Below are 26,638 nucleotides of genomic sequence, written 5' to 3'. Positions count from 1 at the left end.
GGTCAGGAATGACCGAGGTCGTCATCGAGAAGGCTGAACAGCTCGTCGTCGGAGGCGGTCACCAGCCGCTCCCGGACCGCGGAGGCCGGTCGGTGCCCGGTCACCTCGGCCAGCAGCGAGCGCAGGCGTTCCTCCACCCGGTCGCGGCCGGCCTGGTCGCCGTTCAGGGTGCGGACCTCGGCGGCCATCCGGTCGACGGCGGCCAGCAGCCCCTCCACCCCGTGCTCCGGGTCACCGGCGGCGTCGGGTGCCAGCTCGCGGGCCAGGAAGGCGGCCAGGGCCTGTGGGGTCGGGTGGTCGAAGACCAGGCCCGCGGGCAGGTCCAGCCCGGTCGCCGCACTGAGCCCGGTGCGCAGCTCGACCGCGGTCAGCGAGTCGAAGCCCAGGTCGCTGAACGCCTTGGCGGCCGCCACCGGCTCGTCCTGCGGCAGCCGCAGCACGGCCGCCACCTGTTCGCGCACCAGTTGCAGCAGCAGCTCCGGGCGCTCGGCCGCGGGCCGGGCCAGCAGCCGTTCCCGCAGGGCCGACGCGGCCGACTCCTGGCTGCGCCGTTCCTGCGCCAGGCCGTCCTGCACCGCCCGTACCGGGGGAAGGTCGGTGAACAGCGGGCTCGGCCGGCCGGCGGTGAAGGCGGGCACGAACCGGTCCCAGGCGATGTCGGCCACTGTCACCGTCACCTCGCGGCGGGCGATCGCCGACCACAGGGCCCGCAGCGCCGGCTCGGCGGCCATCGTGACCACACCGCGCCGGGCCAGGTACTGCTCGGTCTCGCCGTCCGCGGCCATACCGTCACCGGCCCAGGCACCCCAGGCCACCGAGGTCGCGGTCAGCCCCCGGGCCCGGCGCTGTTCGGCCAGGGCGTCCAGAGCGGCGTTGGCCGCCCCGTAGGCCGCCTGCCCGCCGCTGCCCCAGACCCCGGAGATGGACGAGAACATCACGAACGCGTCCAGGTCGCGCTCGCCCAGCAGGTGATCGAGGTTGAGTGCCCCGAGGACCTTGGCCGCGGCCACCTCCTGCGCCTCGGCCGGATCCAGGTCGGCGAGGGCGGTGGAGCGGTTCACGCCGGCGGTGTGCACGACGGCCGAGGGCGGGAACTGCTCCAGCACCGCGCTCAGCGCATCCCGGTCGGTGACGTCACAGGCGACGACGTCCACCCGGGTCCCCGCCGCTGTCAGTTCGGCCTGCAGTTCTTCGGCGCCGGGGGCCTCCAGGCCACGGCGGCTGGTGAGCACCAGGTGCGACGCTCCCTGCCGGGCCAGCTTGCGGGCCACCAGCGATCCGAGTCCGCCGGTGCCGCCGGTGATCAGAACCGTTCCGGTCGGTGCCCATTCGGCCACCGGCCCCGAGGCCGGGGCCTGGACCAGCCGGCGCCCGAAGACCCCGGCCCCCCGCACGGCCAGCTGGTCCTCGTCGCCCCAGCCGGCCAGGACCTGCCGGAAGCGGGCGGCGACGGTGTCGTCCAGGGTGCCGGGCAGGTCGACCAGAGCACCCCAGCGCTGGGGCTGTTCGAGCGCGGCGACCCGGCCGACCGCCCACACCCCGGCCGGCGCCGGGCCGGGCGCCGGCTCCATCCGCCCGATCGAGGCGGCGCCGCGGGTGACGCCGAACATCCGGGCGGTCACCCCGGCATCGGCCAGGGCCTGGATCACACTCATCGTCATCGACACCTCCGCGGCGACACCCGACGGCATCGACTGCGGCGAATGTGACACGGCGGCTCCTAAGGACTCCCCTGGAACCAGGGCCAGGCCGTCGGTCAGCCACAGCACCCCGCCCCAGGGCCGCTCGCCCAAGGCGCGGATGCGCGCGGCCACCTCGTGCCGGTCGGCGCCGGGCACGGCCAGGAGCTCGGACGGGGTGTCCAGTGCCTGGCGCACGCCCTGCACCCACTCGCTGCCGGCGCTGCCTTCCGGAGCCAGGACCAGCCACTGCCCGGTCGGAGCGGCCCCTCCGGCCGGAGCCCGGTCCAGTGCCTTCCAGGTGACCCGGTAACGCCACGAGTTGGCCAGCGAACCCTCCTCACGGCTGCGCCGCCAGCCGGTCAGGGCCGGGAGTACGGCCCCGAGCGCCTCGTCGTCCACGCCCAGGGTGGAGGCCAGGGAGCCCAGGTCGTCGGACTCGATCGCGTTCCAGAAGTCCGCGTCCGCTGCCGCCCCGGCCGGCTTGCGACCACCAACGGACGTCTGCGGCCAGTAGCGCTCTCGCTGGAACGAGTAGGTGGGCAGGGAAATCCGGCGAGCCCCACCCCGCAGGGCAGTCTCGTCGACCGGGACACCGTGCACGAGCAGAGCGGCCAGGGCCCGGCCGGTCTCGGCCCCGTCGTCCTGCCGGGCGCGCAGCATCGGGATGGTGACCGGCGCCGGCTTGACCACCTCGGAGATCATCGCGCTGGTCACCGCATCCGGGCCGAGCTCGACGAAAATCGCAGCCCCGCAGTCACGTACCGCGTCGGCGAAGCGCACCGGCGAGCTGACGTGCCGCACCCAGTACTCGGCGGTGGCCACATCGGCCCCCGACTGCACCGTGGAAACGATCGGGATCGCCGGTGCCCGGAACTCCAGATCCTCCACCACGGCGGCGAACTCGCTCAGCATCGGCGCCATCAGCGGCGAGTGGAACGCGTGCGACACCTTCAGTCGGCGGGTCTTGGCGAAGTGACCGGCCAGCTCCAGCACCACGTCCTCGACACCCGAGAGCACCACTGAAGTCGGGCCGTTCACGGCCGCGATCGTCACCTGACTCTCGAGACCGGCCAGCAGCGGCAGCACTTCGGCTTCCGAGGCCTGAACCGCCACCATCGCGCCCGAGTCCGGCAGAGCGTCCATCAATCTCGCCCGGGCCGCCACCAGCCGGCAGGCGTCCGGCAGCGAGAGCACCCCGGCCACGTGGGCGGCCGCGATCTCCCCGACCGAGTGCCCGACCAGGACGTCGGCCCGCACGCCCCACGACTCCAGCAGCCGGAACTGAGCCACCTGCAGGGCGAACAGGGCCGGCTGGCTGCCCGAGGTGCGCTGCAGCGCGGCCTCGTCGTCCAGCAACTGCAGCAGAGGGACGCCGGTGAGCGGGTCGAGCTCGCGGGCAACGGTTTCCAGGGCCTCGGCGAACACCGGGTACTGCTCCCCCAGCCCGACGCCCATACCCGCCCGCTGGCTGCCCTGACCGGAGAAGCTGAGGGCCAGGCGCTGCCCACCGCGGTCGGTCCCGGTCAGCACGGCCGGGCTCGCCGCGCCCTCGGAGATCGCGGCCAGGCCGGCCAGCACCTCGTCGGTGCTCCCGGCGGTGACCGCCGCGCGGTGCTCGAAGGCCGAGCGGGTGCTCAGCTGCGACCAGGCCAGGTCGGCGACGGTCAGGTCCGGGTGCCGGCGCAGGTGCTGGGCCAGACGAGCGGCCTGGGCCTGGAGGGCGGCCTCCGACCGCCCGGACACCAGTACCGGAAGGGGCGAATCCGTCTGCGTCGCGGCTGCCTCGACCGTCTGCGGGCCTTCCTCCAGCAGGACGTGGGCGTTGGTGCCGCTGATCCCGAACGAGGAGACGCCGGCTCGCCGCGGACGGCCCTCGCGTTCCCACGGCACCGCCTCGGTGACCAGCCGCACCGGACCGGCCGTCCAGTCGACGTGGCCGGAGGGCCGGTCCACGTGGAGGGTGCGCGGCAGCACCCCGTGGCGCATGGCCAGGATCATCTTGAACACCCCGGCCATGCCCGCCGCGGCCTGGGTGTGGCCGAAGTTGGACTTGATCGAGCCCAGCCACAGCGGCCGCGGCCGCTGCCGCCCATAGGTGTCCAGCAGGGCCTGCACCTCGATCGGGTCGCCGAGGCGGGTTCCGGTGCCGTGCCCCTCGACCGCGTCCACGTCCTGGGCCTCCCAGCCGGCGTTGGCCAGGGCCTGGCGGATCACCCGCTGCTGCGAGGGTCCGTTGGGGGCGGTCAGACCGTTGGAGGCTCCGTCCTGGTTCACCGCCGATCCACGTAGCACGGCCAGAATCTCCCGGCCCTCCCGCACCGCGTCCGAAAGCCGCTGCAGCACGAGCACGCCCGCCCCCTCGGACCAGCCGGTGCCGTCGGCGCCGTCGGCGAAGGCCTTGCAGCGCCCGTCCGGGGCCAGACCGCCCTGGGCGTCGAACCCGGCGAAGGAGGCCGGGGTGGACATGATGGTGATGCCACCGGCCAGGGCCAGCGAGCACTCGCCGGAGGTCAGGGCCTGGGCCGCCAGGTGCATGGCGACCAGCGAGGAGGAACAGGCGGTGTCGACGGTGACCGCCGGGCCCTCCAGACCCATCAGGTACGACAGCCGCCCGGACAGCACGCTGGCCGACAGGCCGGTGATGGCGTGCCCGCGCACGGCGTCGTCGTCGGAGTCCATCAGCAGCGCCGAGTAGTCCTGGCCGTTGGTGCCCATGAACACGCCGGTGTCGCTGCCGCGTAGGCGCTGCGGGTCGGCCCCGGAGCGCTCCACGGCCTCCCAGGCGGTCTCCAGGAGCACGCGCTGCTGCGGGTCCATGGCCACGGCCTCGCGCGGGGAGATCCGGAAGAAGCCGGCGTCGAACTCGGTGGCCCCGGTGAGGAAGCCGCCCTGCGGAGAGCGGTCGGCCGGGATCGACCAGCCGCGGTCGGTCGGGAAGGGCGTGACCGCGTCCACACCGTTCTCCAGCAGCTGCCACAGGTCCTCGGGGCTGCTGACCCCGCCGGGGAAGCGGCAGGACATACCCACCACGACGATCGGGTCGTCGGCCACCGCACCGGTCCTGACGGCTGTCCTGGCGCTGACCACCTCGCCGACGTGCCCGAGCAGTTCGCCCAGCAGGTGCCGGGCCAGTGCCTCCGGCGTCGGGTGGTCGAACACCAGCCCGGCCGGCAGGCGCAGGCCGGTGGCCGCGCCGATCCGGTTGCGCAGTTCCAGCGCGGTCAGCGAGTCCAGGCCCAGGGCCCGGAACTCACTGCGCAGGTCGATCGACGACGGCGAGGAGTGCCCGAGAACCGCGGCGGCCTGCTCGCGCACCAGATCACCCATCGCCCGCAGCCGGGCTGCCTGGTCCAGGCCCGCGAGGCGGTCGGCCAGACCGGCCTCCCCCATCGGGCCCGTCGCCGCCGTGCGGCGGGCGCGACGCACCAGGTCACCCAGCAGCGGTGGGATCTCACCGGCGCGGCGTAGGGCGGCCAGGTCCAGCCGGGCCGGCATCAGGGCCGCGCGCTCGGCCGTGGTGGTGGCGTCGAACAGGGCCAGGCCCAGTTCGGTCGGGATCGGGCTGACCCCGGAACGGCTCATCCGGCGCACGTCGGCCTCGGACAACTCGCCCGTCATTCCTGTGCCCTGCGCCCAGAAGCCCCAGGCCAGGGACACCGCAGCCCGGCCGTCGGCTCGTCGCTGGGCGGCCAGCGCGTCGAGGAAGGCGTTGGCCGCGGCGTAGTTGGCCTGCCCGCCGCCGCCCAGCGTGGCCGCGGCGGAGGAGAAGAGCACGAACGCGTCGAGGTCGAGGTGCTGGGTCAGGTCGTGCAGGTGCCAGGCCGCGTCGGCCTTGGGCCGCAGCACGGTCTCGAGCCGTTCGGCGTCCAGGGCGTTCAGGACTCCGTCGTCGAGCACGCCGGCCGTGTGCACCACGCCGGTCAGCGGATGCTCGGCCGGGATCTGCTGCAGGAGCGTCTCCAGCTGGGCCCGGTCCGAGACGTCGCAGGCAGCCAAGACGACTTCGGCCCCGGCGGCCGTCAGCTCGTCCCGCAACGAGGTTGCGCCGGGGGCGTTCTCACCGCGGCGTCCGGCCAGCACCAGGTGCCTGACCCCGTGCGCCGTGACCAGGTGCCGGGCCACCTGCGCGCCCAGGCCACCGGTACCGCCGGTCACCAGGACCGTGCCGGCGGGGTTCCAGGCCGGCGGCCGGGCGGGCGTGGCCCGGGTCAGACGCGGCACCAGCACCTGCCCGTCGCGGACGGCCACCTGCGGTTCGGCCACGCTCATGCGTTGCGCCACCGTCACACCCGCCGCACCCAGCCGCTGCGCCACGCCCAGCCCGTCAGCAGCCCGGCCGGACTCCAGGTCGAGCAGGACGAACCGGTCGGGGTTCTCGGCCTGCGCGCTGCGCACCAGACCCCAGACCGCGGCGGCCGCAAGGTCGGGCACCGGCTCACCGTCCAGGGCGCTCACCGCTCCCCTGGTGAGCAGGACCAGGCGGGATCCGCCGGTCCTCTCATCGGCCAGCCAGGTCTGCAGCGCCTGCAGAACCTCTGCGGTCAGACGGTGCACCGACGGCACCACATCGGTGTCCGTCTGGACGACGGGCAGCGCCACCAGTGGCGGGACTGACTGCAGGGTGGCCAGTTCCGACAGGTGAGCGATCTCGACCAGCTCAGGCTGGGCCGCGGGGTCCGCCGGAACTTCCACGTTCCGCCAGGCCACCTGGAACAGGGCGTCGCTGGTGAGGGCGGCCGGGCCGGAGGGCAGGGCCGCCGGGTCGAGTGCCTGCACGGTCACCGCCTCGACCGAGAGCACCGGCTCATCGGCCTGGTCGACGGCCATCACCGACAGCCGATCGGCGCCGACCGGGGCCAGCCGAACCCGCACCGACGTGGCCCCGGTCGCGTAGAGGCGTAGCCCGGACCAGGCCACCGGGCGGTCGGCGGAGCCACCCGAGACACCGGCGGCATGCAGCACCGCGTCAAGAAGCACCGGGTGCAGGCCGAACGTTCCGGACCCGACGCTCTCGGGCAGGAGCAGTTCGGCGAACACCTCGTCGGCCCTGCGCCAGGCCGCCCGCAGCGGGCTCGGGTCGGAATTGCCGGAAAGGACGACAGCGGTGCGGTCTTCGTACAGGTCGTCGAGGTCCACCGGAGTCGCACCGGCCGGCGGCCACTCCCGCGCCGAGAAGGTCACCGCAGACCCGGCCGCCACGGCGAGCACACCGCTGGCGTAGCGGGTCCAGACGGCCTCGCCGACACTGGGCCGGGCGTAGATCTCGACCGGGCGGCGCCCAGCGGCGTCCGGTGCTTCCACCCGGACCTGCACCGAGAGCGTTTCCCGGGCGCCCAGCACCATCGCTGTGCCGGTGTCGAGGTGCTCGATCCGGTCGCAGCCCACCTGGTCGCCGGCCAAGCCGGCCATTTCGACCAGGACCGAGGCCGGCACCAGGATGTCGCCGGTCCCGGTGCTGGCCGTTGTGGCGAAGGCGTTCAGCCAGGGCTGGTTCGCCGCTGCGAGCCGGCCGGTGAGCAGGGTGCTGTCGGCCCCGGCCACCGCGACGGCCGCACCCAGCAGCGGGTGCCCGATCGCCGCCTGCCCCAGACCGCCCACGTCGCCGGAGCGGCCACCGCTGGGCCAGTACCGCTGGTGCTGGAAGGCGTAGGTGGGCAGGGCAACCCGTCGGCCCGGGAACAACGCTGCCCAGTCCACCGCCACCCCGCGCACCCAGGCCTCGGCCAGGCTGGTCAGCACCCGCTGCCAGTCACCCTCGTCCCGCCGCAATGTGCCCGCGGCGACGGCCACAACGTCCGCCTCGTCAATAGCCTCCTGCACACCCACGGTCAGCACCGGATGCGAACTGACCTCTACGAACGCGCGGAACCGCTCCCCCAGGAGCCGCTCCACCGCAGCCTGGAACCGCACCGGGTTACGCAGGTTCGCAAACCAGTACCCCGCGTCAAGCTCGGCGCCTTCCAGCCATTCACCGGTCAGCGTCGAGAGCATCGGCACCGACACCGGCCGCGGCTCCAACCCGGCCAGCACCTCGGCCAACTCGGCCTCGACGTCGTCCACGTGCCGCGAGTGCGAGGCATAGTCCACCGCGATCATCCGCGCTCGCACGCCTTGCTCGGTGTACGAATCGACCAGCGCCTGAACGGCTGCAGGGTCGCCCGCCAGCACCACGGACCGCGGACCGTTCACCGCCGCAACCGAAACACCTTCCGGCACGGTGATCTCAGCCGCCGGCAAGGCCACCGACGCCATGGCGCCACGACCGGCCAGCGACCCGGCAATGGCCTTCGACCGCAACGCCACCACCCGAGCACCGTCCAGCAGCGAAAGCGCCCCGGCCACGACAGCGGCCGCGATCTCACCCTGCGAATGCCCCACCACCGCATCCGGCTTCACACCGGCCGATTCCCACACCGCGGCCAACGAGACCATGACCGCGAACGAAACTGCCTGGACCACATCCACCCGGTCCAGCGCCTCGCCACCGCGCACCACATCGAGCAGCGACCAGTCCACGAACGGCTCCAACGCCACCGCACACTCGGCCATCCGCTCAGCGAACACCGGCGACTCATCCAGCAGACGAGCCCCCATACCGACCCACTGCGCCCCCTGGCCCGGGAACACGAAGGCCGTGCGGCCGTCCACATCAGCCACCCCGGAAACGGTTCCCGCACCGGAAGGCCGGCCACCGAGATCCTGGATCGGACCCGCCAACTGGACACCTCGCGCGAAGAGCCCGCCCAAGGCGTCCGCAAGCTCGGCCGCATCCGCACCCACCGCAACCGTACGGTGCTCGAACACCGCCCGCGAGGCCGCCAACGAGAAGGCGACATCGACCGGCTCAAGCCCGCCGACAGCGTCCGTAAGCCGTTCGGCCTGACCGGCCAGGGCAGCGGCATTCTTGCCCGAAAGTACCCAAGCCGTGGCCGGGGACGTCCAGTCGGATGTCTGTGGGGCCGGCGACGAGGGAGCCTGCTCCAGCACCACGTGCGCGTTGGTCCCGCTGATGCCGAACGACGAGACGCCCGCCCGGCGGGGCCGTGAACCGGCCGTCCACTCGACCGGTTCGCGCAGCAGTTCCACCGCACCGGCCGACCAGTCGACGTGACTGGAGGGCTCGTCGACGTGCAGGGTGGCGGGCAGCACGCCGTGGCGCATGGCCTGCACCATCTTGATCACCCCGGCCACGCCCGCCGCGGCCTGGGCGTGCCCGATGTTCGACTTGATCGACCCCAGCCACAACGGCCGTTCGCGGTCCTGTCCATACGTGGCCAACAGTGCCTGGGCCTCGATCGGGTCCCCGAGAGCCGTCCCGGTGCCGTGACCTTCGACCGCATCCACATCGGCCGACTGCAGACCGGCCGATTCCAGGGCCGCCCGGATCACCCGCTGCTGCGAAGGCCCGTTCGGAGCGGTCAGACCGTTCGACGCGCCGTCCTGGTTCACCGCCGAACCCCGGACGACTGCCAGTACCTCGTGACCGTTGCGGCGAGCGTCCGAAAGCCTTTCCAGCACCAGCATGCCCACGCCCTCGGACCAGCCCGCACCGTCGGCCGCATCCGCGTAGGACTTGCACCGACCGTCGGCCGACAGCCCGCGCTGCCGCGAGAATCCGGTGAAGACACTGGGCATCGACATCACCGTGACGCCACCGGCCAGGGCGAGCGAGCACTCCCCGGCGCGCAGGGCCTGCGCCCCCAGGTGCAGCGCCACCAGCGAAGAGGAGCAGGCGGTGTCCACGGTGACCGCCGGGCCTTCCAGGCCGAAGGTGTAGGAGATCCGGCCGGAGGCGACGGCGGGTGAACTGCCGGTTCCCTGCTGCCCTTCCAGCTCGGGCTGACCGGCCAGCAGGTAGGCGTAGTCGCTGTACATCACGCCGGTGAACACGCCGGTGCGGCTGCCCCGCAGCGTGGTCGGGTCGATCCCGGCGCCCTCCATCGCCTCCCAGGAGGTCTCCAGCAGCAGACGCTGCTGGGCGTCGGTGGCGGTGGCCTCGCGCGGCGACATCCCGAAGAAGGCCGGGTCGAAGTCGGCCGCTTCGGCCAGGAATCCGCCGTGCCGGGTGTAGGAGGTGCCCGGGTGGTCCGGGTCCGGGTGGTACAGCGCGTCGACGTTCCAGCCGCGGTCGTCCGGGAACGGGGTGATCGCATCGGTGCCGTCGGCGACCAGACGCCACAGGTCGTCCGGGGAGGCCACGCCGCCGGGGTAGCGGCAGGCCATGCCGACAATCACGATCGGATCGTCGATGGTCCGCGCGGCCGGGGCCGCGACCGTGGTGGCGGGCGCGGTGGAGGGCGCGGTGCCGGCCAGTTCCTCCAGCAGGTGCCCGGCCAGCACCTGCGGGGTGGGGTAGTCGAAGATCATGGTCGCGGGCAGGCGCAGCCCGGTCTCGCCACCCAGCCGATTGCGCAGTTCCACGGCGGTGAGCGATTCGAAGCCCAGTTCCTGGAAGGTGCTGGTGGCCCGGACCTGCCCGGTGTCGGGGTGTCCGAGCACGGCCGCGGCCTGGACCTGCACCAGTTCGAGCAGACGGGGCAGGCGCTCGGCCGGGGGCAGGGCCAGGAGGGTGTCGCTCAGGCCGGAGGCCGAGGCGCCGGAGGCGGTGCGGCGGGCCGGCCTGTGGCCGGGCACCAGGCCCCGCAGGATGGGCATCTGCGCGGCCCAGCCCAGGGCACTCAGGTCGATGTGCAGCGGCGCCACCACCGGGGCCGGGGCGCTGAAGGAGGCGTCGAACAGCGCCAGTCCGTCACCGGTTTCGAGCGCCGGCAGACCCGTCCGGGCCAAGCGGTCGAAGTCTGCGGTGCTGGTCAGGGCCGTGCGCTGGGCCCAAGCGGCCCACGTCAAGGAGCGACCGGGCAGCCCGGCGGCGTTGCGGTGCTCGGCGAGCGCGTCGAGGAAGGCGTTGGCGGCCGCGTAGTTGCCCTGCCCCGGCGCCCCGGCCTGTCCGGCGAAGGACGAGTAGAGCACGAACGCCTTCAGATCCAGCTCGCGGGTCAGCTCGTGCAGGTGCCAGGCGGCGTCGGCCTTCGGGGCCAGGGTGGTGGCCAGGCGCTGCGGGTCGAGGGAGGTGAGCAGGCCGTCGTCCAGCGCGCCCGCGGTGTGGATGAGCGCGGTCAGCGGGTGGGCGGGATCGATGCCGGCCAAGAGATCCTGCACGGCTTCCCGGTCCGAGACGTCGCAGGCGGCCACCTGTACCTCGGCACCGCTTCGACGCAGATCCGCGAACAGGTCATCGACCTCCGGTGCGTCCGGCCCGCGACGGCTGGCCAGGAGCAGGTGGCGAACGCCGTGCGCGGTCACCAGGTGCTGGGCCAACAGCGCGCCCAGACCGCTGGTGCCGCCGGTGATCAGGACCGTGCCGTCGGGGTCCCAGTCCGCCGGGTGCAGGTCGTGACCGGCCTGGTCGGTGACCAGCCGGGACAGGCTCGGGATCAGGGCAGCTCCCGAACGCACCGCAACCTGTGGTTCTTGGCTGGCCAGGACGGCCGTCACGAGGCCCACCAGGTCGAGGCCACCGGCGTCGAGGCCGCCCGGCTTCACGGCACGGCGTTCCCGGTGGCCGGCCTCCAGCGAGCCGGATTGCGAGGCAGCGGCTTCCTGGGCATCAGCCTCCAGGGCACCGGTTTCCTCGGCACCGGTTTCCACGAGGCCGGTTTCCACGACGCCGGCTTCCAGGTCGAGCAGCACGATCCGGCCCGGCTCCTCGCTCTGGGCCGAGCGCAGCAGCCCCCAGGCCGAGGCGGCAGCCAGGTCCGGCGCCGGGTCACTCGCCATCGACCGAACCGCACCGGTGCTGACCACAACCAGCTTCGCGTCCGCGTCCCGTGGCGCGGCAATCCACTCCTGAACCGCTCCGAGCACGGACGCGGTGGTCGCCTGAACTGCTTCGGTCACCGGAAGGTGGGCGTGGGCATCCAGGATCAGCACGGTGACGTCCGCGACGGAGTCCGGTCCGGGCAGGCCCGGGCCGGACTCCCTCAGGCGGTCCGCCAGCACTCCCTCACCGATGACGGCCCAGGAACCGGCGGCCGGCGTCGGCTGAGGCAGGCGAAGCGTCTTCCACTGCAGTCCGAACAGCGACGGTCCGGTGACGTCGGCCGGCCTCGTCAACTCCTCGGCCGCCACCGGGCGCACGGCCAGCGAGCGGATCGTGGCCACCGGCGCTCCGGCCGCGTCGGCCAGGGCCAGCGTGATCCGGTCCGGACCTTCGGTGCGCAGCCTCACCCGCAGCAGGTCGGCGGAAGCCGCATGCAGGGTGACGCCCTGCCAGGAGAACGGCAGCCGGGCCGGACCGGCCTCCACTGAACCGGTGAGCGCAGCGGCGTGCAGAGCGGCGTCGAGCAGCGCCGGGTGCAGGCCGAACTCCGAGGCCTGGTCGCTGAGCCCGTCCGGCAGCCGCACGTCGGCGTAGACCTCGCCGTCACCTCGCCAGGCCGCGCGCAGGCCCTGGAAGGCCGGCCCGTACTCCAGGCCCAGCGCTTCGGAGTTCGCGTACAGCCCGGACACGTCGACCGGCTCAGCTCCCACCGGAGGCCAGGTCGTGGCGTCGAACTGGTCTGTTTCCATCGGAGCTTCGGCCAGGACACCGGTGGCGTGCCGCACCCAGTCGCCTGCCGTCTCCGGCCGGGAGTCGATGCTGATGCTGCGGTTACCCAGCGCGTCCGCCGCGCCGACGGTCACCTGCACGCGCAGCGCGGCGGTCTCCGGCAGCACCATCGGAGCCTGCAGAGTCAGCTCTTCCACCTGGCGGCAGCCGACCTCGTCACCGGCCCGGACGGCCAGTTCCAGCAAGGCCGCGCCGGGTACCACCCGAGCACCCAGAACGGTGTGATCGGCCAGCCAGGGCTGCCGGGCCAGGGAGAGCCGGCCTGTGAACAGAAGCCCCTGACCGTCGGCCAGTTCCACCACGGCGCCGAGCATCGGGTGGTCGGCAGCGACCAGCCCAGCGGCGGAAACGTCGCCCAGGGCGTCGGTGGCCGGCTCAGGCCAGTAGGTCTGGTGCTGGAAGGCATACGTGGGCAGCGGCACCCGTCGGCCCGGGAAGAGCGCCGCCCAGTCCACGGCGACCCCGCGCACCCAGACCTCGGCCAGGCTGGTCAGCACCCGCCGCCAATCGCCCTCGTCCCGCCGCAACGTCCCGGCCGCGACGGCCACCACGTCTGCCTCGTCGATCGTCTCCTGCACGCCCACGGTCAGCACCGGGTGCGAGCTGACCTCCACGAACGCCCGGAACCGTTCCCCCAGCAACCGCTCCACCGCTGCGAAGAAACCAACCGGGCTCCGCAGATTCGCGAACCAGTAGCCGCTGTCCAGCTCCGGGCCTTCCAGCCACTCACCCGTCAGAGTCGACAGCATCGGTACCGACACCGGCCGCGGCTCCAGCCCAGCCAGCACCTCCGCCAGCTCGGCCTCCAGCGCGTCCACGTGCGCCGAGTGCGAGGCATAGTCCACTGCGATCATCCGGGCTCGCACGCCCTGCTCTGCGTACGAGTCGACCAGCGCCTGAACAGCCTGAGGGTCGCCGGCCAGCACCACCGACCGCGGCCCGTTCACCGCTGCGACCGAAACACCGCCAGGAACAACAACCTCAGCCACCGGCAGCGCCACCGAAGCCATCGCACCGCGCCCGGCCAACGACCCAGCGATGGCCTGCGAGCGCAGCGCCACCACCCGAGCACCGTCCGGCAAGGTCAGCGCTCCGGCCACGACCGCAGCCGCGATCTCACCCTGCGAATGACCGATCACTGCATCGGGACGAACGCCCGCCGACTGCCACACCGCCGCCAGCGACACCATCACCGCGAACGAGACCGGCTGAACCACATCAACCCGGTCCAGATCAGCACCGCTGCGCACCACATCGAGCAGAGACCACTCCACGAACGGCTCCAACGCCGCCGCACACTCAGCCATCCGCTCAGCGAACACCGGCGACTCATCCAGCAGACGAGCACCCATACCGATCCACTGCGCCCCCTGGCCCGGGAACACCAACGCCGTGCGGCCGTCCACATCCGCCACCCCGGAAACGGTTCCGGATCCGGACGGCCGGCCACCGAACTGGACACTCCGGCCGGAAAGCCCGCCCAGAGCGTCCACAAGCTCTACCGAACCCGCACCGACCGCAACCGCACGATGCTCGAAAACGGCTCGTGAAGCAGCCAGCGAGAACGCCACATCCACCGGCTCAACCTCACCGGCGACCTCCGCGAGCCGCTCGGCCTGTTCAGCCAGCGCGGAACCGCTCTTGGCCGAGACCGTCCAGGCGATGGCCGGCGATTCCGCCCGCTGGACAACCGGAACCGAGACCTCGGGCGCGGCTTCCAGCACCACGTGAGCGTTGGTCCCGCTGATCCCGAACGACGAGACCCCGGCCCGGCGCGGACGTTCCACCGCCGGCCAGTCGATGCTCTCCCGCAGCAGTTCCACCGCTCCGGCCGACCAGTCCACGTGCGCCGACGGCTCGTCCAGGTGCAGCGTGCGGGGCAGCACGCCGTGCCGCATCGCCTGGACCATCTTGATCACCCCGGCCACACCGGCGGCCGCCTGGGTGTGCCCAATATTGGACTTGATCGAGCCCAGCCAGATCGGGCGCTCCCGGTCCTGCCCGTAAGTGGCCATCACCGCCTGAGCCTCGATCGGATCACCCAGAACCGTTCCGGTGCCGTGCCCTTCCACAGCGTCGACGTCCGCCGCGCTGACTCCGGCGTTGGCCAGGGCCTGGCGGATCACCCGTTGCTGGGAAGGTCCATTCGGGGCGGTGAGCCCGTTGGAGGCGCCGTCCTGGTTGACCGCCGAGCCCTTCACCACGGCCAGGATCTCGTGACCGTTGCGCCGGGCGTCCGAGAGCCGCTCGAGCACCAGCATGCCCACGCCCTCGGACCAGCCCGCACCGTCGGCGGCGGCGGAGTACGACTTGCACCGCCCGTCCGGCGCGTTCCCGCCCTGCCCGGTGAAGTCCACGAACGGGCCGGGGGTGGCCATCACCGTCACACCGCCGGCCAGAGCCAGGTTGCACTCACCCGAACGCAGCGCCTGGGCGGCCAGGTGCAGAGCCACCAAGGACGAGGAGCAGGCGGTGTCCACCGTGACCGCCGGGCCCTCCAGACCGAGGGTGTACGAAACCCGGCCGGTCATCACACTTCCGGCCGTTCCGGTGCCGAGGAATCCCAGCACGTCGTCCGGGAACGTCGCGTCCATGCCGTAGTCGTGGTACATCACGCCGGCGAACACCCCGGTGCGGCTGCCGCGGAGGCTGCCCGGGTCGATCCCGGCCGCCTCGAACGCCTCCCACGAGGTCTCCAGCAGCAGGCGCTGCTGCGGGTCCATGGCCAGCGCCTCACGCGGCGAGACGGCGAAGAACCCGGCGTCGAAATCTCCGGCCTGGTGGAGGAACCCGCCGCTGCGGATGAGCCTGGGCGAGCCGGGCGCCGCGTCCGCCCCGCTGCCGGAGGGTTCCGGCCAGCCCCGGTTCACCGGGAAACCGGAGATCGCGTCCACGTCCTGCGCCACCAGGTTCCACAGGCCCTCAGGCGAGGTCACGCCGCCCGGGTAACGGCAGCTCATCCCGACGATGACGATCGGGTCGGTAGCCGTGGCACCGGCCCCCGCATCGGTCGATGCGGTCAGATCACCGTGCTCACCGAGGATCTCGGCGAGCAGATGGTCGGCCAGCACGGCCGGGGTCGGGTAGTCGAACACCAGGGTGGCGGGCAGCCGCAGGCCGGTGATCTCACCCAGCCGGTTGCGCAGCTCGACCGCGGTGAGCGAGTCGAAGCCCAGCTCCCGGAACTCCCGCCGCAGGTCGACGGTTTCCGTGGTGGCGTGCCCGAGCACCAGGCAGACACCGGTGCGAACCAGGTCGATCAGCACCTCGCGGCGGGCCTCGGCCTCCAGCGGGGCCAGCTGCTGCAGCAGACCGGACGCGGTCTGTTCGCCCCCACTGACCAGGCGGCGGGCAGGCCGGACGAGTCCGCGCAGCAATGGCGGGATCTCGCCCGCGGCCCGCACCGCGGCCCGGTCCAGACGGACTGGTAGCAGCATCGCGTGGTCGTCGGTGGCCGTGGCTGCATCGAACAGCGCCAGGCCCAGTTCAGCGGTCAGCGCGGGCATTCCGGCGCGGCTCATCCGGCGCAGGTCGCTCTCCTCGAGCGTGCCGGTCATGCCGGCGTCCTGGGCCCACCCACCCCAGGCCAGGGACAGCGCGACCTTTCCTTCGGCCCGGCGCTGGGCGGCGAGGGCGTCGAGGAAGGCGTTCGCGGCAGCGTAGTTGGCCTGACCCGGCGCCCCGATCACGCCGGCCAGCGACGAGAAGAGGACGAAGGCTTCCAGGTCGTGATCGCTGGTCAGGTCGTGCAGGTTCCAGGCGCCTTCGGCCTTGGGCCGCAGCACGGTGTCCAGACGCTCGGGGGTCAGCGCCCCCACCACGCCGTCGTCCAGCAGGCCGGCGGTGTGAATCACTGCGCACAGGGGGTTCTGCGCCGGGATCGCGTCGAGCAGCTCCTGCAGCGAGGCCCGGTCGGAGACGTCGCTGGCGGCCACCGTGACCTGGGCGCCGAGAGCGCTCAGCTCCTGGGCCAGGTCGGCCGCTCCCGGCGCCTCGATCCCGCGTCGGCTGGCCAGGACCAGGTGGCGCACGTTCCGCTTCGTCACCAGGTGCCGGGCCAGCAGGGCCCCCAGTCCGCCGGTGCCGCCGGTGATCAGCACCGTCCCGTCCGGATTCCACTCCCGCGGTCCGGTCCCGGCGGGGGGCACTGCACTCAGGCGGGGCAGGTGCACGACGCCTTGGCGCACGGCGACCTGCGGTTCGGCGGCCGCCAGGGCGGCCTGCAGCGCCGGTCCGGTGATCTGCCCGTCGTGGTCCACCAGCACGAACCGGCCGGGATTCTCGGCCTGGGCGCTGCGGACCAGCCCGGCCGCCGCGGCCACGGCGGGATCGGCCGATTCCTCGGTCAGGAACACCAGTCGCGAGTCGGCGAAGCGGTCGTCGGACAACCACTTCTGCACGACCGCGAGCACCTGCTCGGTGATGGCCCGGGTGCGGGCGACGGGGTCGGGCAGGTCGTCGGGCGCGGCGATGCGGTAGGTGACAACGGGCGGGGTCGAGTCGCCGAGTTCGGTCCAGTCCACCGAATCATGGACGTCGGTCAGCCCCGGCTGCGCGGGCGCCGGTTCGGCGGGAGTCCAGTCCAGAGCGAACAGCGCATCCCTCAGTGCCGCGTTCGGGGCGGTGGCGGCGCCTTGGGGAACCGGTCGCAGGACGAGCGAGCCGACCGACAGCACCGGCGCGCCGGAAAGGTCGGCGACGTCCAGCGAGACGGCCTCGGACCCGGTGCGGGTCACCCGGACCCGCAGTTCGGTGGCGCCCTGGGCGTGCAGGGACACGTCGGACCAGGAGAAGGGCAGGCGTCCGCCGTCGGCCAGACCGGCGAAGGGCAGGACGTGGAACGCGGCGTCCAGCAGGGCCGGGTGCAGGCCGAAGTGCGCGGCGTCGGCGGTGGCCGACTCGGGCAGGCTGACCTCGGCGAACACCTCACCGTCCCGCTGCCAGGCCGCCTGCAGCCCCTGGAAGGTCCGGCCGTAGGCGAACCCGCCCTCGGCGAGCTGCTCGTACAGGTCGTCCACGGCCAGCGGTTCCGCGCCGGCCGGGGGCCAGAGCACAGCCTCGAAGGGCCGGCCGGGCCGAGCACCGCCGCGGCCGGTGGCGAGCAGACCGGTGGCGTGCTGACGCCAGGGCTCGTCCTCGGCCCCGGCCGGGCGGGTGTGGATCTGCAGGTCACGGCGGCCGGCGTGGTCCGGCCCGGAGACCGAGACCTGCACGGCCACAGCCTCTGCGTCGGTCAGGACCAGCGGCCCGGCCAGGGTGAGTTCCTCCACCCGGTCGCAGCCGACCTGGTCGCCGGCGCGGACCGCCAGTTCCAGGAAGCCGGTGCCGGGGAACAGGACGTTCCCGCCGACGGCATGGTCGGCCAGCCACACGTGGGTGCGCAGCGAGAGGCGTCCGGTCAGCAGGACACTGTCAGAACCGGCCACCGGCACGGCAGCGCCCAGCATCGGGTGCCGGGCCGCCACCAGGCCCAGGCCCCGGGCGTCGGTCGTCCTGTGCCCGCGCGGCCAGAAGCGCTGGTGCTGGAACCGGTAGGTGGGCAGATCCAGGCGACGGGCGCCGAGACCCTGCAGGTAGGCGGCCCAGTCCACGACCAGCCCATCGGTGTGCAGCTGGGTCAGGGCCTCCAGCACGGTGTCCGGCTCGGCCCGGTCGGTGCGCAGCAGCGCACTGGCGGCGGCCTGCGGGCGGCTTTCCAGCACCATGGCGGTGGCCACGGCCTCCGGCCCGAGCTCCAGGAAGCTGCCTGCTTCGGCGGCCTGGACGGCGTCGGCGAAGCGGACCGGCGCGCTCACGTGACGCACCCAGTACGACGCCGAGGCCAGGTCGGCGCCCGGCTCGACGGTGGAGGCGATCGCGATGGCCGGCGGGCGGAACCGCAGCCCTTGCACCACGCCCGCGAACTCGCTGAGCATCGGGGCCATCAGCGGTGAGTGGAACGCGTGCGAGACGTTCAGCCGGCGAGTCTTGGCGAACTCGCCGGCCACGCGCAGCACGGCCTCTTCGGTGCCGGACAGGACCACGGAGGCCAGCCCGTTCACCGCCGCGATCGACACCTCATCCTCAAGACCGGCCAGGTGCGGCAGCACCTCGTCCTCGGACGCCGCGACCGCCACCATCACCCCACCCGAAGGCAACGCCTGCATCAGCCGAGCCCGCGCACCCACCAGAGCACACGCGTCCTCAAGCGAGAGAACCCCGGCCACGTGCGCAGCCGCGATCTCCCCCACCGAGTGGCCGACCAGGACGTCCGGGCGCACGCCCCACGACTCCAGCAGCCGGAACTGCGCCACCTGCAACGCGAACAGGGCCGGCTGGGCGTCACCGGTACGGCTCAGGTCACCCGCGACCAGGTCGTCCAGCGGCAGGCCCAGGGCAGCCGCGACCTCGTCCCAGGCCCGGGCGAAGGCCGGGAACCGTTCGTGCAGGCCCCGTCCCATGCCGGTGCGCTGAGCGCCCTGACCGGAGAAGACGAAGGCCAGCCGGCCATCGGTTTCGCGACCGCTCAGCACGCCCGGGGCCGGACGGTCCTCGGCCAGGGCGGTGAGCCCGGTGACGGCCGACTGCAGGTCATCGGCCAGGACCGCGGCCCGGTACTCGAAGGCGGCGCGGGTGGTCAGCGTCGAGCCCGCCAGATCGGTCAGGGTGGCGCCGACGGGCAGACCCGTGGCCACGAACCGGGCCAGCTGCTCGGCCTGGGCCCGCAACGCCTGCGGCGAGCGACCCGAGACCGTCACCGGCAGAACCAGTTCAGGCTGCGACGAGTCCGGTACCGCCTCCGGTGCGACCTCTTCGAGGATCACGTGCGCGTTGGTGCCGCTGATCCCGAACGAGGACACGCCGGCCCGGCGCAGGTGACCGTTGCTCGGCCATTCCCGGGTCTCGGTGAGCAGTTCGACGTCCCCGGCGCTCCAGTCCACGTGGCTGGAGGGCGCGTCCAGGTGCAGCGTACGGGGCAGCACCCCGTGGCGCATGGCCTGCACCATCTTGATCACCCCGGCCACCCCGGCGGCGGCCTGGCTGTGCCCGATGTTCGACTTGACCGAGCCCAGCCACAAAGGCCGTTCGCGGTCCTGCCCGTAGGTCGCCAGCAGCGCCTGGGCCTCGATCGGGTCACCCAACGTGGTGCCGGTGCCGTGGCCCTCGATCGCATCCACCTGGCTCGGCAGCAGCCCGGCCGAGGCCAGAGCCTGCCGGATCACCCGCTGCTGGGACGGGCCGTTGGGGGCGGTCAGTCCGTTGGAGGCGCCGTCCTGGTTTACCGCCGATCCGCGCAGCCGCGCCAGCACCGGGTGGCCGAGCCGACGAGCGTCCGAAAGCCTTTCCAGAAGAACCAGGCCGACACCCTCGGACCAGCTCGTGCCGTCGGCCGCGTCGGAGAACGACTTGCACCGGCCATCGGCCGAGAGTCCGCCTTGCACGCCGAATTCCACGATGCCCAGCGGCGTCGTGATCACCGTGACGCCACCGGCCAGTGCCAGCGAGCACTCACCCGAGCGCAGCGCCTGAGCGGCCAGGTGCATGGCCACCAGCGAGGAGGAGCAGGCGGTGTCCACGGTCACGGCCGGCCCTTCCAGGCCGAATGTGTAGGACAGCCGTCCGGAAGCGACGCTGCCGGACTGGCCGGTGGCGAAGAAGCCCTGCGCGTCTTCCGGCGGCTGGTAGCCCGAGGCCGGAGCCCCGACGAAGACGCCGGTCCGGCTGCCGCGCAACTGGTCCGGGGTGATCCCGGCGGCCTCGAACGCCTCCCAGGCGGTCTCCAGCAGCAGGCGCTGCTGCGGGTCCATGGCGATCGCCTCACGTGGGGCGATCCCGAAGAAAGCGGCGTCGAAGTCGGCTGCGCCGCCGAGGAATCCGCCTTGGTAGGACAGTTCGCCGTGAGCGTCCCAGCCCCGGTCGGTGGGCAGCGGGCCGATTGCGTCGCGTTCGGCCATTACCAGCTGCCACAGGTCTTCGGGCGAGGACACGCCTCCGGGGTAGCGGGCGCTCATCCCGACGATGACGATCGGGTCGTCGAGCGCGGTGGTGGCCACGGCCGGGGAAAGTGCCCCCGGCTGGGTGCCGATGATCTCGGCGAGCAGGAAGGTGGCCAGCTCCTGCGGGGTCGGGTAGTCGAAGACCAGGGTGGCGGGCAGCCGGGTGCCGGCCGCGCCGGCCAGTCGGTTGCGCAGTTCGACGGCGGTCAGCGAGTCGAAGCCCAGGTCACGGAACTCGCTGCGGGGGTCGATCGCGGTCGGTGAACCGTGGCCGAGCACGGCCGCGGCCTCCACCCGGACCAGCTGCAGCAGGTGCCGCACCCGGTCGGCCTCGGGCATCCCGGCCAGCCGCCGCAGCAGCACCGCATCGGCCCGCCGGGCCTGCGATCCGGACGAGCGGCGCCGGGTGCGCACCAGCCCCTGCACCAGCGGCGGCAGGTCGTCGTGGGACTGCAGCACCCGCAGGTCCAGCCGGGCCGGGGCCACGACGGCGAGGCCGGTGCCGAGAGCGGCGTCGAACAGCTCCAGGCCCTGTTCGCCGGTCAGCAGGGGCAGACCGGTGGCGGTGAGCCGGTCCAGGTGGGCGTCCGAGAGCTGCGCGGACATGCCGCTCTCCTTCGACCACGCGCCCCAGATCAGCGCGGTCGCGGGCAGCCCCTGGGTGTGCCGGTACTGGGCCAGGGCGTCCAGACCGGCGTTGGCCGCGGCGTACCCGGCCAGTCCGGCCCCGCCGAGCAGGCCCGCCATCGAGGAATAGAGGACGAACGCGGCCAGGTCCTGTTCGCGGGTCAGCTCGTGCAGGTGCCAGGCGGCGTCGATCTTGGGCCCGAGCACCGTGGTGAGGCGCTGCGGGGTGAGTCCGTCGATCACCCCGTCGTCGCGCACCCCGGCGGCATGGATCACGGCGGTCAGCGGGTGCTCGGCCGGCACGGCCCCGAGCAGCGCGGCGACCGCGTCCCGGTCGGCCAGGTCGCAGGCGCTCAGGGTGACCTGCGCGCCCTCGGCGGTGAGTTCGCCGAGCAGTTCCTCGGCGCCTTCGGCCTGGGCGCCGCTGCGGCTGGCCAGCAGCAGGTGCTGGACGCCGTGGCGGTGCACCAGGTGGCGGGCCAGCTGGGCGCCGAGACCGCCGGTGGCGCCGGTGATCAGCACGGTCCCGTCCGGGTCCCAGCCGGCCGTCGGCGCGGTCGTCGAAGCGGTCGTCGGGTCGGTCGTCGGCGCGGTCCCGCTCGGCGTGATCCGGGCCAGGCGAGGGACCAGGACCTGTCCGTTGCGGAGCGCCACCTGCGGCTCGCCCGTGGCCAGCACGGCCGCCAGTTCCTGGGCCGGGTCGGTGGTTTCGGTGGTGTCGATCAGGACGAGGCGTTCCGGGTGCTCGGCCTGGGCACTACGCAGCAGGCCCACGGCAGCGGCCGCGGCCGGATCGGCCACCGGTTCCTCGTCCCGGACAGCAACTGCGTTCCGGGTGATCACCACCAGGCGCGAGTCCGTGAAACGCTCCTGCCCGAGCCAGTTCTGAACCAGGGCCAGGGCCCGCTCGCAGATGTCCCGCACGGCGTCGGCGCTCTGGGCGGCCGAGCGCAGGGTGACCACCACCAGCTCCGGCGAGCCCTCGATGCCCTGCAGGTCCGCGTCGGCCCGGGCCACCGCGGCGGGTGTCCCGGCCGGGCCGGTGCCGGCGTCGGCAGGGACCCAATCGATGCGGAACAGCGAACCGGAACCGGCCGAGGTGCGGCCGGTGAACAGGGTGAGGTCGAGCGGCCGGAAGCCGACCGACTCCGCGGTGATGACGGGCGCACCTGCGGCGTCCACGGCGATCAGCCGCACTGATCCCGGGCCGGCCGCGGTCAGGCGCACCCGCAGGGTGTGTGTGCCCACGCTGTGCAGGGCCAGGCCGGACCAGAACGCGAGCATCCGCTCCGGCTCACCCAGCAGCAGGGTGGCCCCACGGAGGGCGGCCTCCAGCAGGGCCGGGTGCAGGCCGAACGAGGCGGCGTCCTCCACCTGCACCGGCGCCTCGACCTCGGCGAAGACCTCGTCGCCGCGCCGCCACACCTCGCGCAGGCCCTGGAAGGCGTTGCCGTGATGGATGTGGGTGCTGCCCTCCAGAGCGACGCTCTCGGCGCCCTCCGGCGGCCAGACACCGAGCTCGGCTGCGCTCAGCTCGTCAGCCTGCTCGGCCAGATCGGCGGCGCCTTCGGCGCGTTCGGCCAGGACGCCGGTGGCATGGCGGGTCCAGGGTTCGTCCTCCCCGGCGACCGAGGGCCGCGAGTGCACGGAGAGCTCGCGTCGTCCGTCCGCGTCCGGCTCGGCGATCCGGACCTGGACGGCGGTGGGCACCTCGGTGCCCAGCAGAAGCGGCTGGTCCAGGGTCAGTTCCTCGACCAGCCGGCAGCCGACCTCCTCGGCCGCCCGCAGCGCGAGCTCGGCGAACCCACCACCGGAGAAGACTGAGGTCTCCCCGACGGCGTGCTCCAGCAGCCAGGGGTGGGTGTGAGCGGCCAGCCGCCCGGTGAGGACCACTGAGCCCGATCCGGCCAGCGGCAGCACGGCGCCCAGCAGCGGGTGCCCGGTGGAGACCAGGCCCAGACCGCTGGGGTCGCCGCCACGGTTGCCGGTCGGCCAGAAGCGCTGCCGCTCGAACGCGTAGGTGGGCAGGTTCACCCGCCGCGCCCCGGTGCCCGCGTGCAGCGCGGGCCAGTCCACCGGCACACCGCGCACGAAGGCCCGGGCGAAAGCCCGCAGCACCTGCGCCCAGCCACCCTGCTCCTCGCGCAGCGTGCCGGTCACCACGGCCGGCGCCTGAACCTGGTCGAGCGTCTCCTCGATCCCCAGCGACAGCGCGGGGTGCGCGCTGATCTCCAGGAAGTTGCTGAAGCCCTGCTCGGCGAGGGTCTTCACGGCATCCGCGAAGCGCACCGTGTCGCGCAGGTTGCGCACCCAGTAGGCGGCGTCCAGGTCGGCGCCGTCGCTCCACCGGCCGGTGGTGGTGGACAGCAGGGGCGTGTGCCCGGCGGTCGGCCGGGTACCGGCCAGCCGGTCGAGCAGGTCTTCGGCGATCGCGTCGACCGCCGGTGAGTGGGCAGCGAAGTCCACACCTTCCAGCCGCCAGCGCATCAGCCGGGCTGCGACCAGGCGCTGCTCCAGCACGTCCATCGCTTCGGGGTGACCGGCGATGGTCACCGCGCGCGGGCCGTTCACCGCCGCGACGGCGACCCGGTCGGCCAGCCCGTCCAGCTGAGCGTGCACGGTGGTCTCGTCGGACATCACGGTGAGCATGGCGCCGTGCCCGGACAGCCGGTCGGCGATCAGCCGGCTGCGCACCGCGACGATCCGGGCCGCGTCGGTCAGGCTCAGGACGCCCGCCACACAGGCGGCCGCGACCTCGCCCTGCGAGTGTCCGACGACGGCCTCGGGCTGCACCCCGGCCGACTGCCACACCGCTGCGAGCGAGACCATCACCGAGAACGAGACGGGCTGGAGGACGTCCACCCGCTCGATCGTCGGCGCCCCCTCGGCCCGGCGGACGATGTCCAGGAGCGACCAGCCGGACCATTCGACGTGGGGTTCCAGCGCGGCCGCGCACTCAGCCATCCGGGCCGCGAAGACCGGCGACTCCTCCAGCAGTTGGGCGCCCATCCCGGCCCACTGCGTGCCCTGCCCGGGGAAGACGAAAACGGTCTTGCCGGTCAGGTCGGCCATGCCGGTGACCAGGTCGGCGGTCTTGAGGCCGGAGTCGATCGCGTCCAGTCCGGCCCGCAGTTCGGCGGAGTTCTGGCCGATGGCGACGGCCCGGTGCTCGAACAGGCTGCGGCCGGTGGCGGTGGAGTAGGCGACGTCAGCCGGCGCCAGGTCGTGGCGCTGGCCGAAAGCGCTGAGCCGGGCGGCCTGACGGTGCAGGGCCGGCTCGGTGCGCCCGGAGACGATCCAGGCCTGAGCCGGGGTGGGATCGACCGTCGGCTCAGAGATCTCTTGTCCGGGGGCCTGTTCGAGGATGACGTGCGCATTGGTGCCGCTGATCCCGAAGGCCGAGACACCGGCCCGCCGCGGGTGGCCGTTCTCCTCCCACGGCACGCTCTGGCTCAGCAGCTGGATGTCGCCGCCGGCCCAGTCGATGTGTTCGGACGGGTTCTCGGCGTGCAGGGTCTGCGGCAGCTGGTTGTGCTGCAGCGCCAGCACCATCTTGATCACACCGGCCACCCCGGCAGCCAGCTGGGTGTGGCCCAGGTTGGACTTCACCGAGCCGAGCCACAACGGACGCTCCCGTTCCTGGCCGTAGGTGGCCAGCAGCGCGTGAGCCTCGATCGGGTCCCCCAGACGGGTACCCGTGCCGTGCGCCTCCACCGCATCCACATCAGCGGCCGAGAGTCCGGCCGCGGCCAGGGCCCGGCGGATCACCCGCTGCTGCGAAGGCCCGTTCGGGGCGGTCAGACCGTTCGAGGCACCGTCCTGGTTGACCGCAGAGCCCTTGATCACCGCGAGCACGTCGTGCCCGTTGCGACGGGCGTCCGAAAGCCGTTCCAGCAGAATCAGACCGACACCCTCGGACCAGCCGGTGCCGTCCGCCTCGGCCCCGAAGGCCTTGCACCGACCGTCGGCGGCCAGCCCGCCCTGGGCGTGCAGTTCCCCGAAGACGGCGGGGCTGGCGATCACGGCCACACCACCGGCCAGAGCCAGGGAGCACTCCCCCGAGCGCAGGGACTGGGCCGCCAGGTGCAGGCTCACCAGAGAAGCCGAGCAGGCGGTGTCGACGGTGACGGCCGGGCCCTCCAGGCCGAAGGTGTAGGAGACCCGGCCCGAGGCCACGCTGGCCAGGTGCCCGGTCAGGGCGTGCCCCTGGCTCTCCGGGGGGCCGGTGTAACCCGAGTCGGTGGCCCCGACGAACACCCCGGTCTCGCTGCCGCGCAGCTGCTCCGGGCGCAGACCGGCGCGTTCGAAGGTCTCCCAGGCGGTCTCCAGCAGCAGACGCTGCTGGGGGTCCATGGCCAGGGCCTCACGTGGGGAGATGCCGAAGAAGCCGGCGTCGAAGCGGGTTGCGTCGTAGAGGAATCCGCCCTCGACCTGGCGGCTGATCGGGGCCCAGCCCCGGTCGGTGGGCAGGCCGGAGACCGCGTCGCGGCCTTCGGCCAGGAGCTGCCAGAAGTCCTCCGGGGAGTTCACGCCGCCGGGGAACCGGCAGGCCATGGACACGATCACGATCGGGTCGCCGACGTCGGAGCTGCGGGTGACCACGGCGCCGGGCTCGGCGCTCGCCCCGAGCAGCTCGTCCAGCAGGTGCTGGGCCACGGCCGTGGGGGTCGGGTAGTCGAAGACCAGGGTGGAGGGCAGACGCAGCCCGGTGGCCGAGCCGAGGCGGTTGCGCAGCTCGATCGCGGTGAGCGAGTCGAAGCCCAGCTCGCGGAACTCCCGGCGCAGGTCCAGGTCCTGCGGGGAGGCGTGCCCCAGCACAGCGGCGGCCTGGCCGCGCACCAGGTCGGTGAGGTAGGTCAGCCGGTCCTCGGCCGACAGCGCGTTCAGGCGCCCGAGCAGCGCCCCCTCGTCCACGGCGTTGGTCACGGCGGTCCGGCGCTGGGTACGCACCAGCCCACGCCACAACGGAGCGACCCGGCCCCGGGCCAGGGCCTTGAGGTCGGCGGGCACCGGAGCGACCATCGGCTCGTCCGAACCGATGGCGGCGTCGAACAGGGCCATGCCCCGCTCGGTGCTGATCGCCGGCAGCCCGGCCGCGGCCATCCGCCCGGCATCGGAACCACTAACTGCGCCGGTCATTTCGCTGGTCTGTTCCCACAGCCCCCAGGCCAGCGAGAGACCGGGCAGACCGTTGGCGCGGCGCCGGGTCATCAGGGCGTCGAGCCAGGTGTTGGCCGCGGCGTAGTTGGCCTGGCCGGGGGTGCCGATCAGGCCGGTGAACGAGGAGAACACCACGAACGCGGCCAGATCCGCGTCCTGGGTGAGCTCGTGCAGGTTCCACGCGGCGTCCACCTTGGGACGCAGCACGTCGGAAAGACGCTGCGGGTCCAGGCCGGTGAGAATGCCGTCGTCCAGCACACCGGCGGTGTGGATCACGGCCGTGAGCGGATGCTGCCGGTCCACACCTTCGATCAATGCGCGGGCCTGGCCCCGGTCCGCGACGTCGGCCGCCACCACGCTCACGTGCGCGCCGCCGGCCTCCAGGTCACGCACCAGGTCGAGAGCCCCGGGCGCGTCCAGGCCGCGACGGCTGGTGAGCATCAGGTGCCGCACGCCGTGAGTGGCCACCAGGTGCCGGGCCAGCTCGCCGCCCAGGGTACCGGTGCCGCCGGTGATCAGGACCGTTCCGTCCGGGTTCCAGCCGGCCGGGATGCTGAGCACGATCTTGCCGGTGTGCTTGGCCT

General features: G+C 73.2%; 1 protein-coding gene (running past one end of the window). It reads right to left on the bottom strand.

The features are described 5' to 3' along the window. Positions 1-2: 2 nt before the first annotated feature. Positions 3-26,638 carry the 3' portion of a type I polyketide synthase gene (locus LWF15_RS11825; RefSeq protein WP_232810500.1) on the bottom strand. It continues 21,286 nt past the right edge of the window, so only the last 26,636 of its 47,922 coding nucleotides appear in the window; its start codon lies off the right edge, out of view; the stop codon is at positions 3-5.

It is taken from the genome of Kineosporia rhizophila, assembly GCF_021277265.1.
Taxonomy (GTDB): domain Bacteria; phylum Actinomycetota; class Actinomycetes; order Actinomycetales; family Kineosporiaceae; genus Kineosporia; species Kineosporia rhizophila.
Note: the sequence above shows the minus strand (reverse complement) of the source record. Positions and strands in the feature narration are given on the sequence as shown.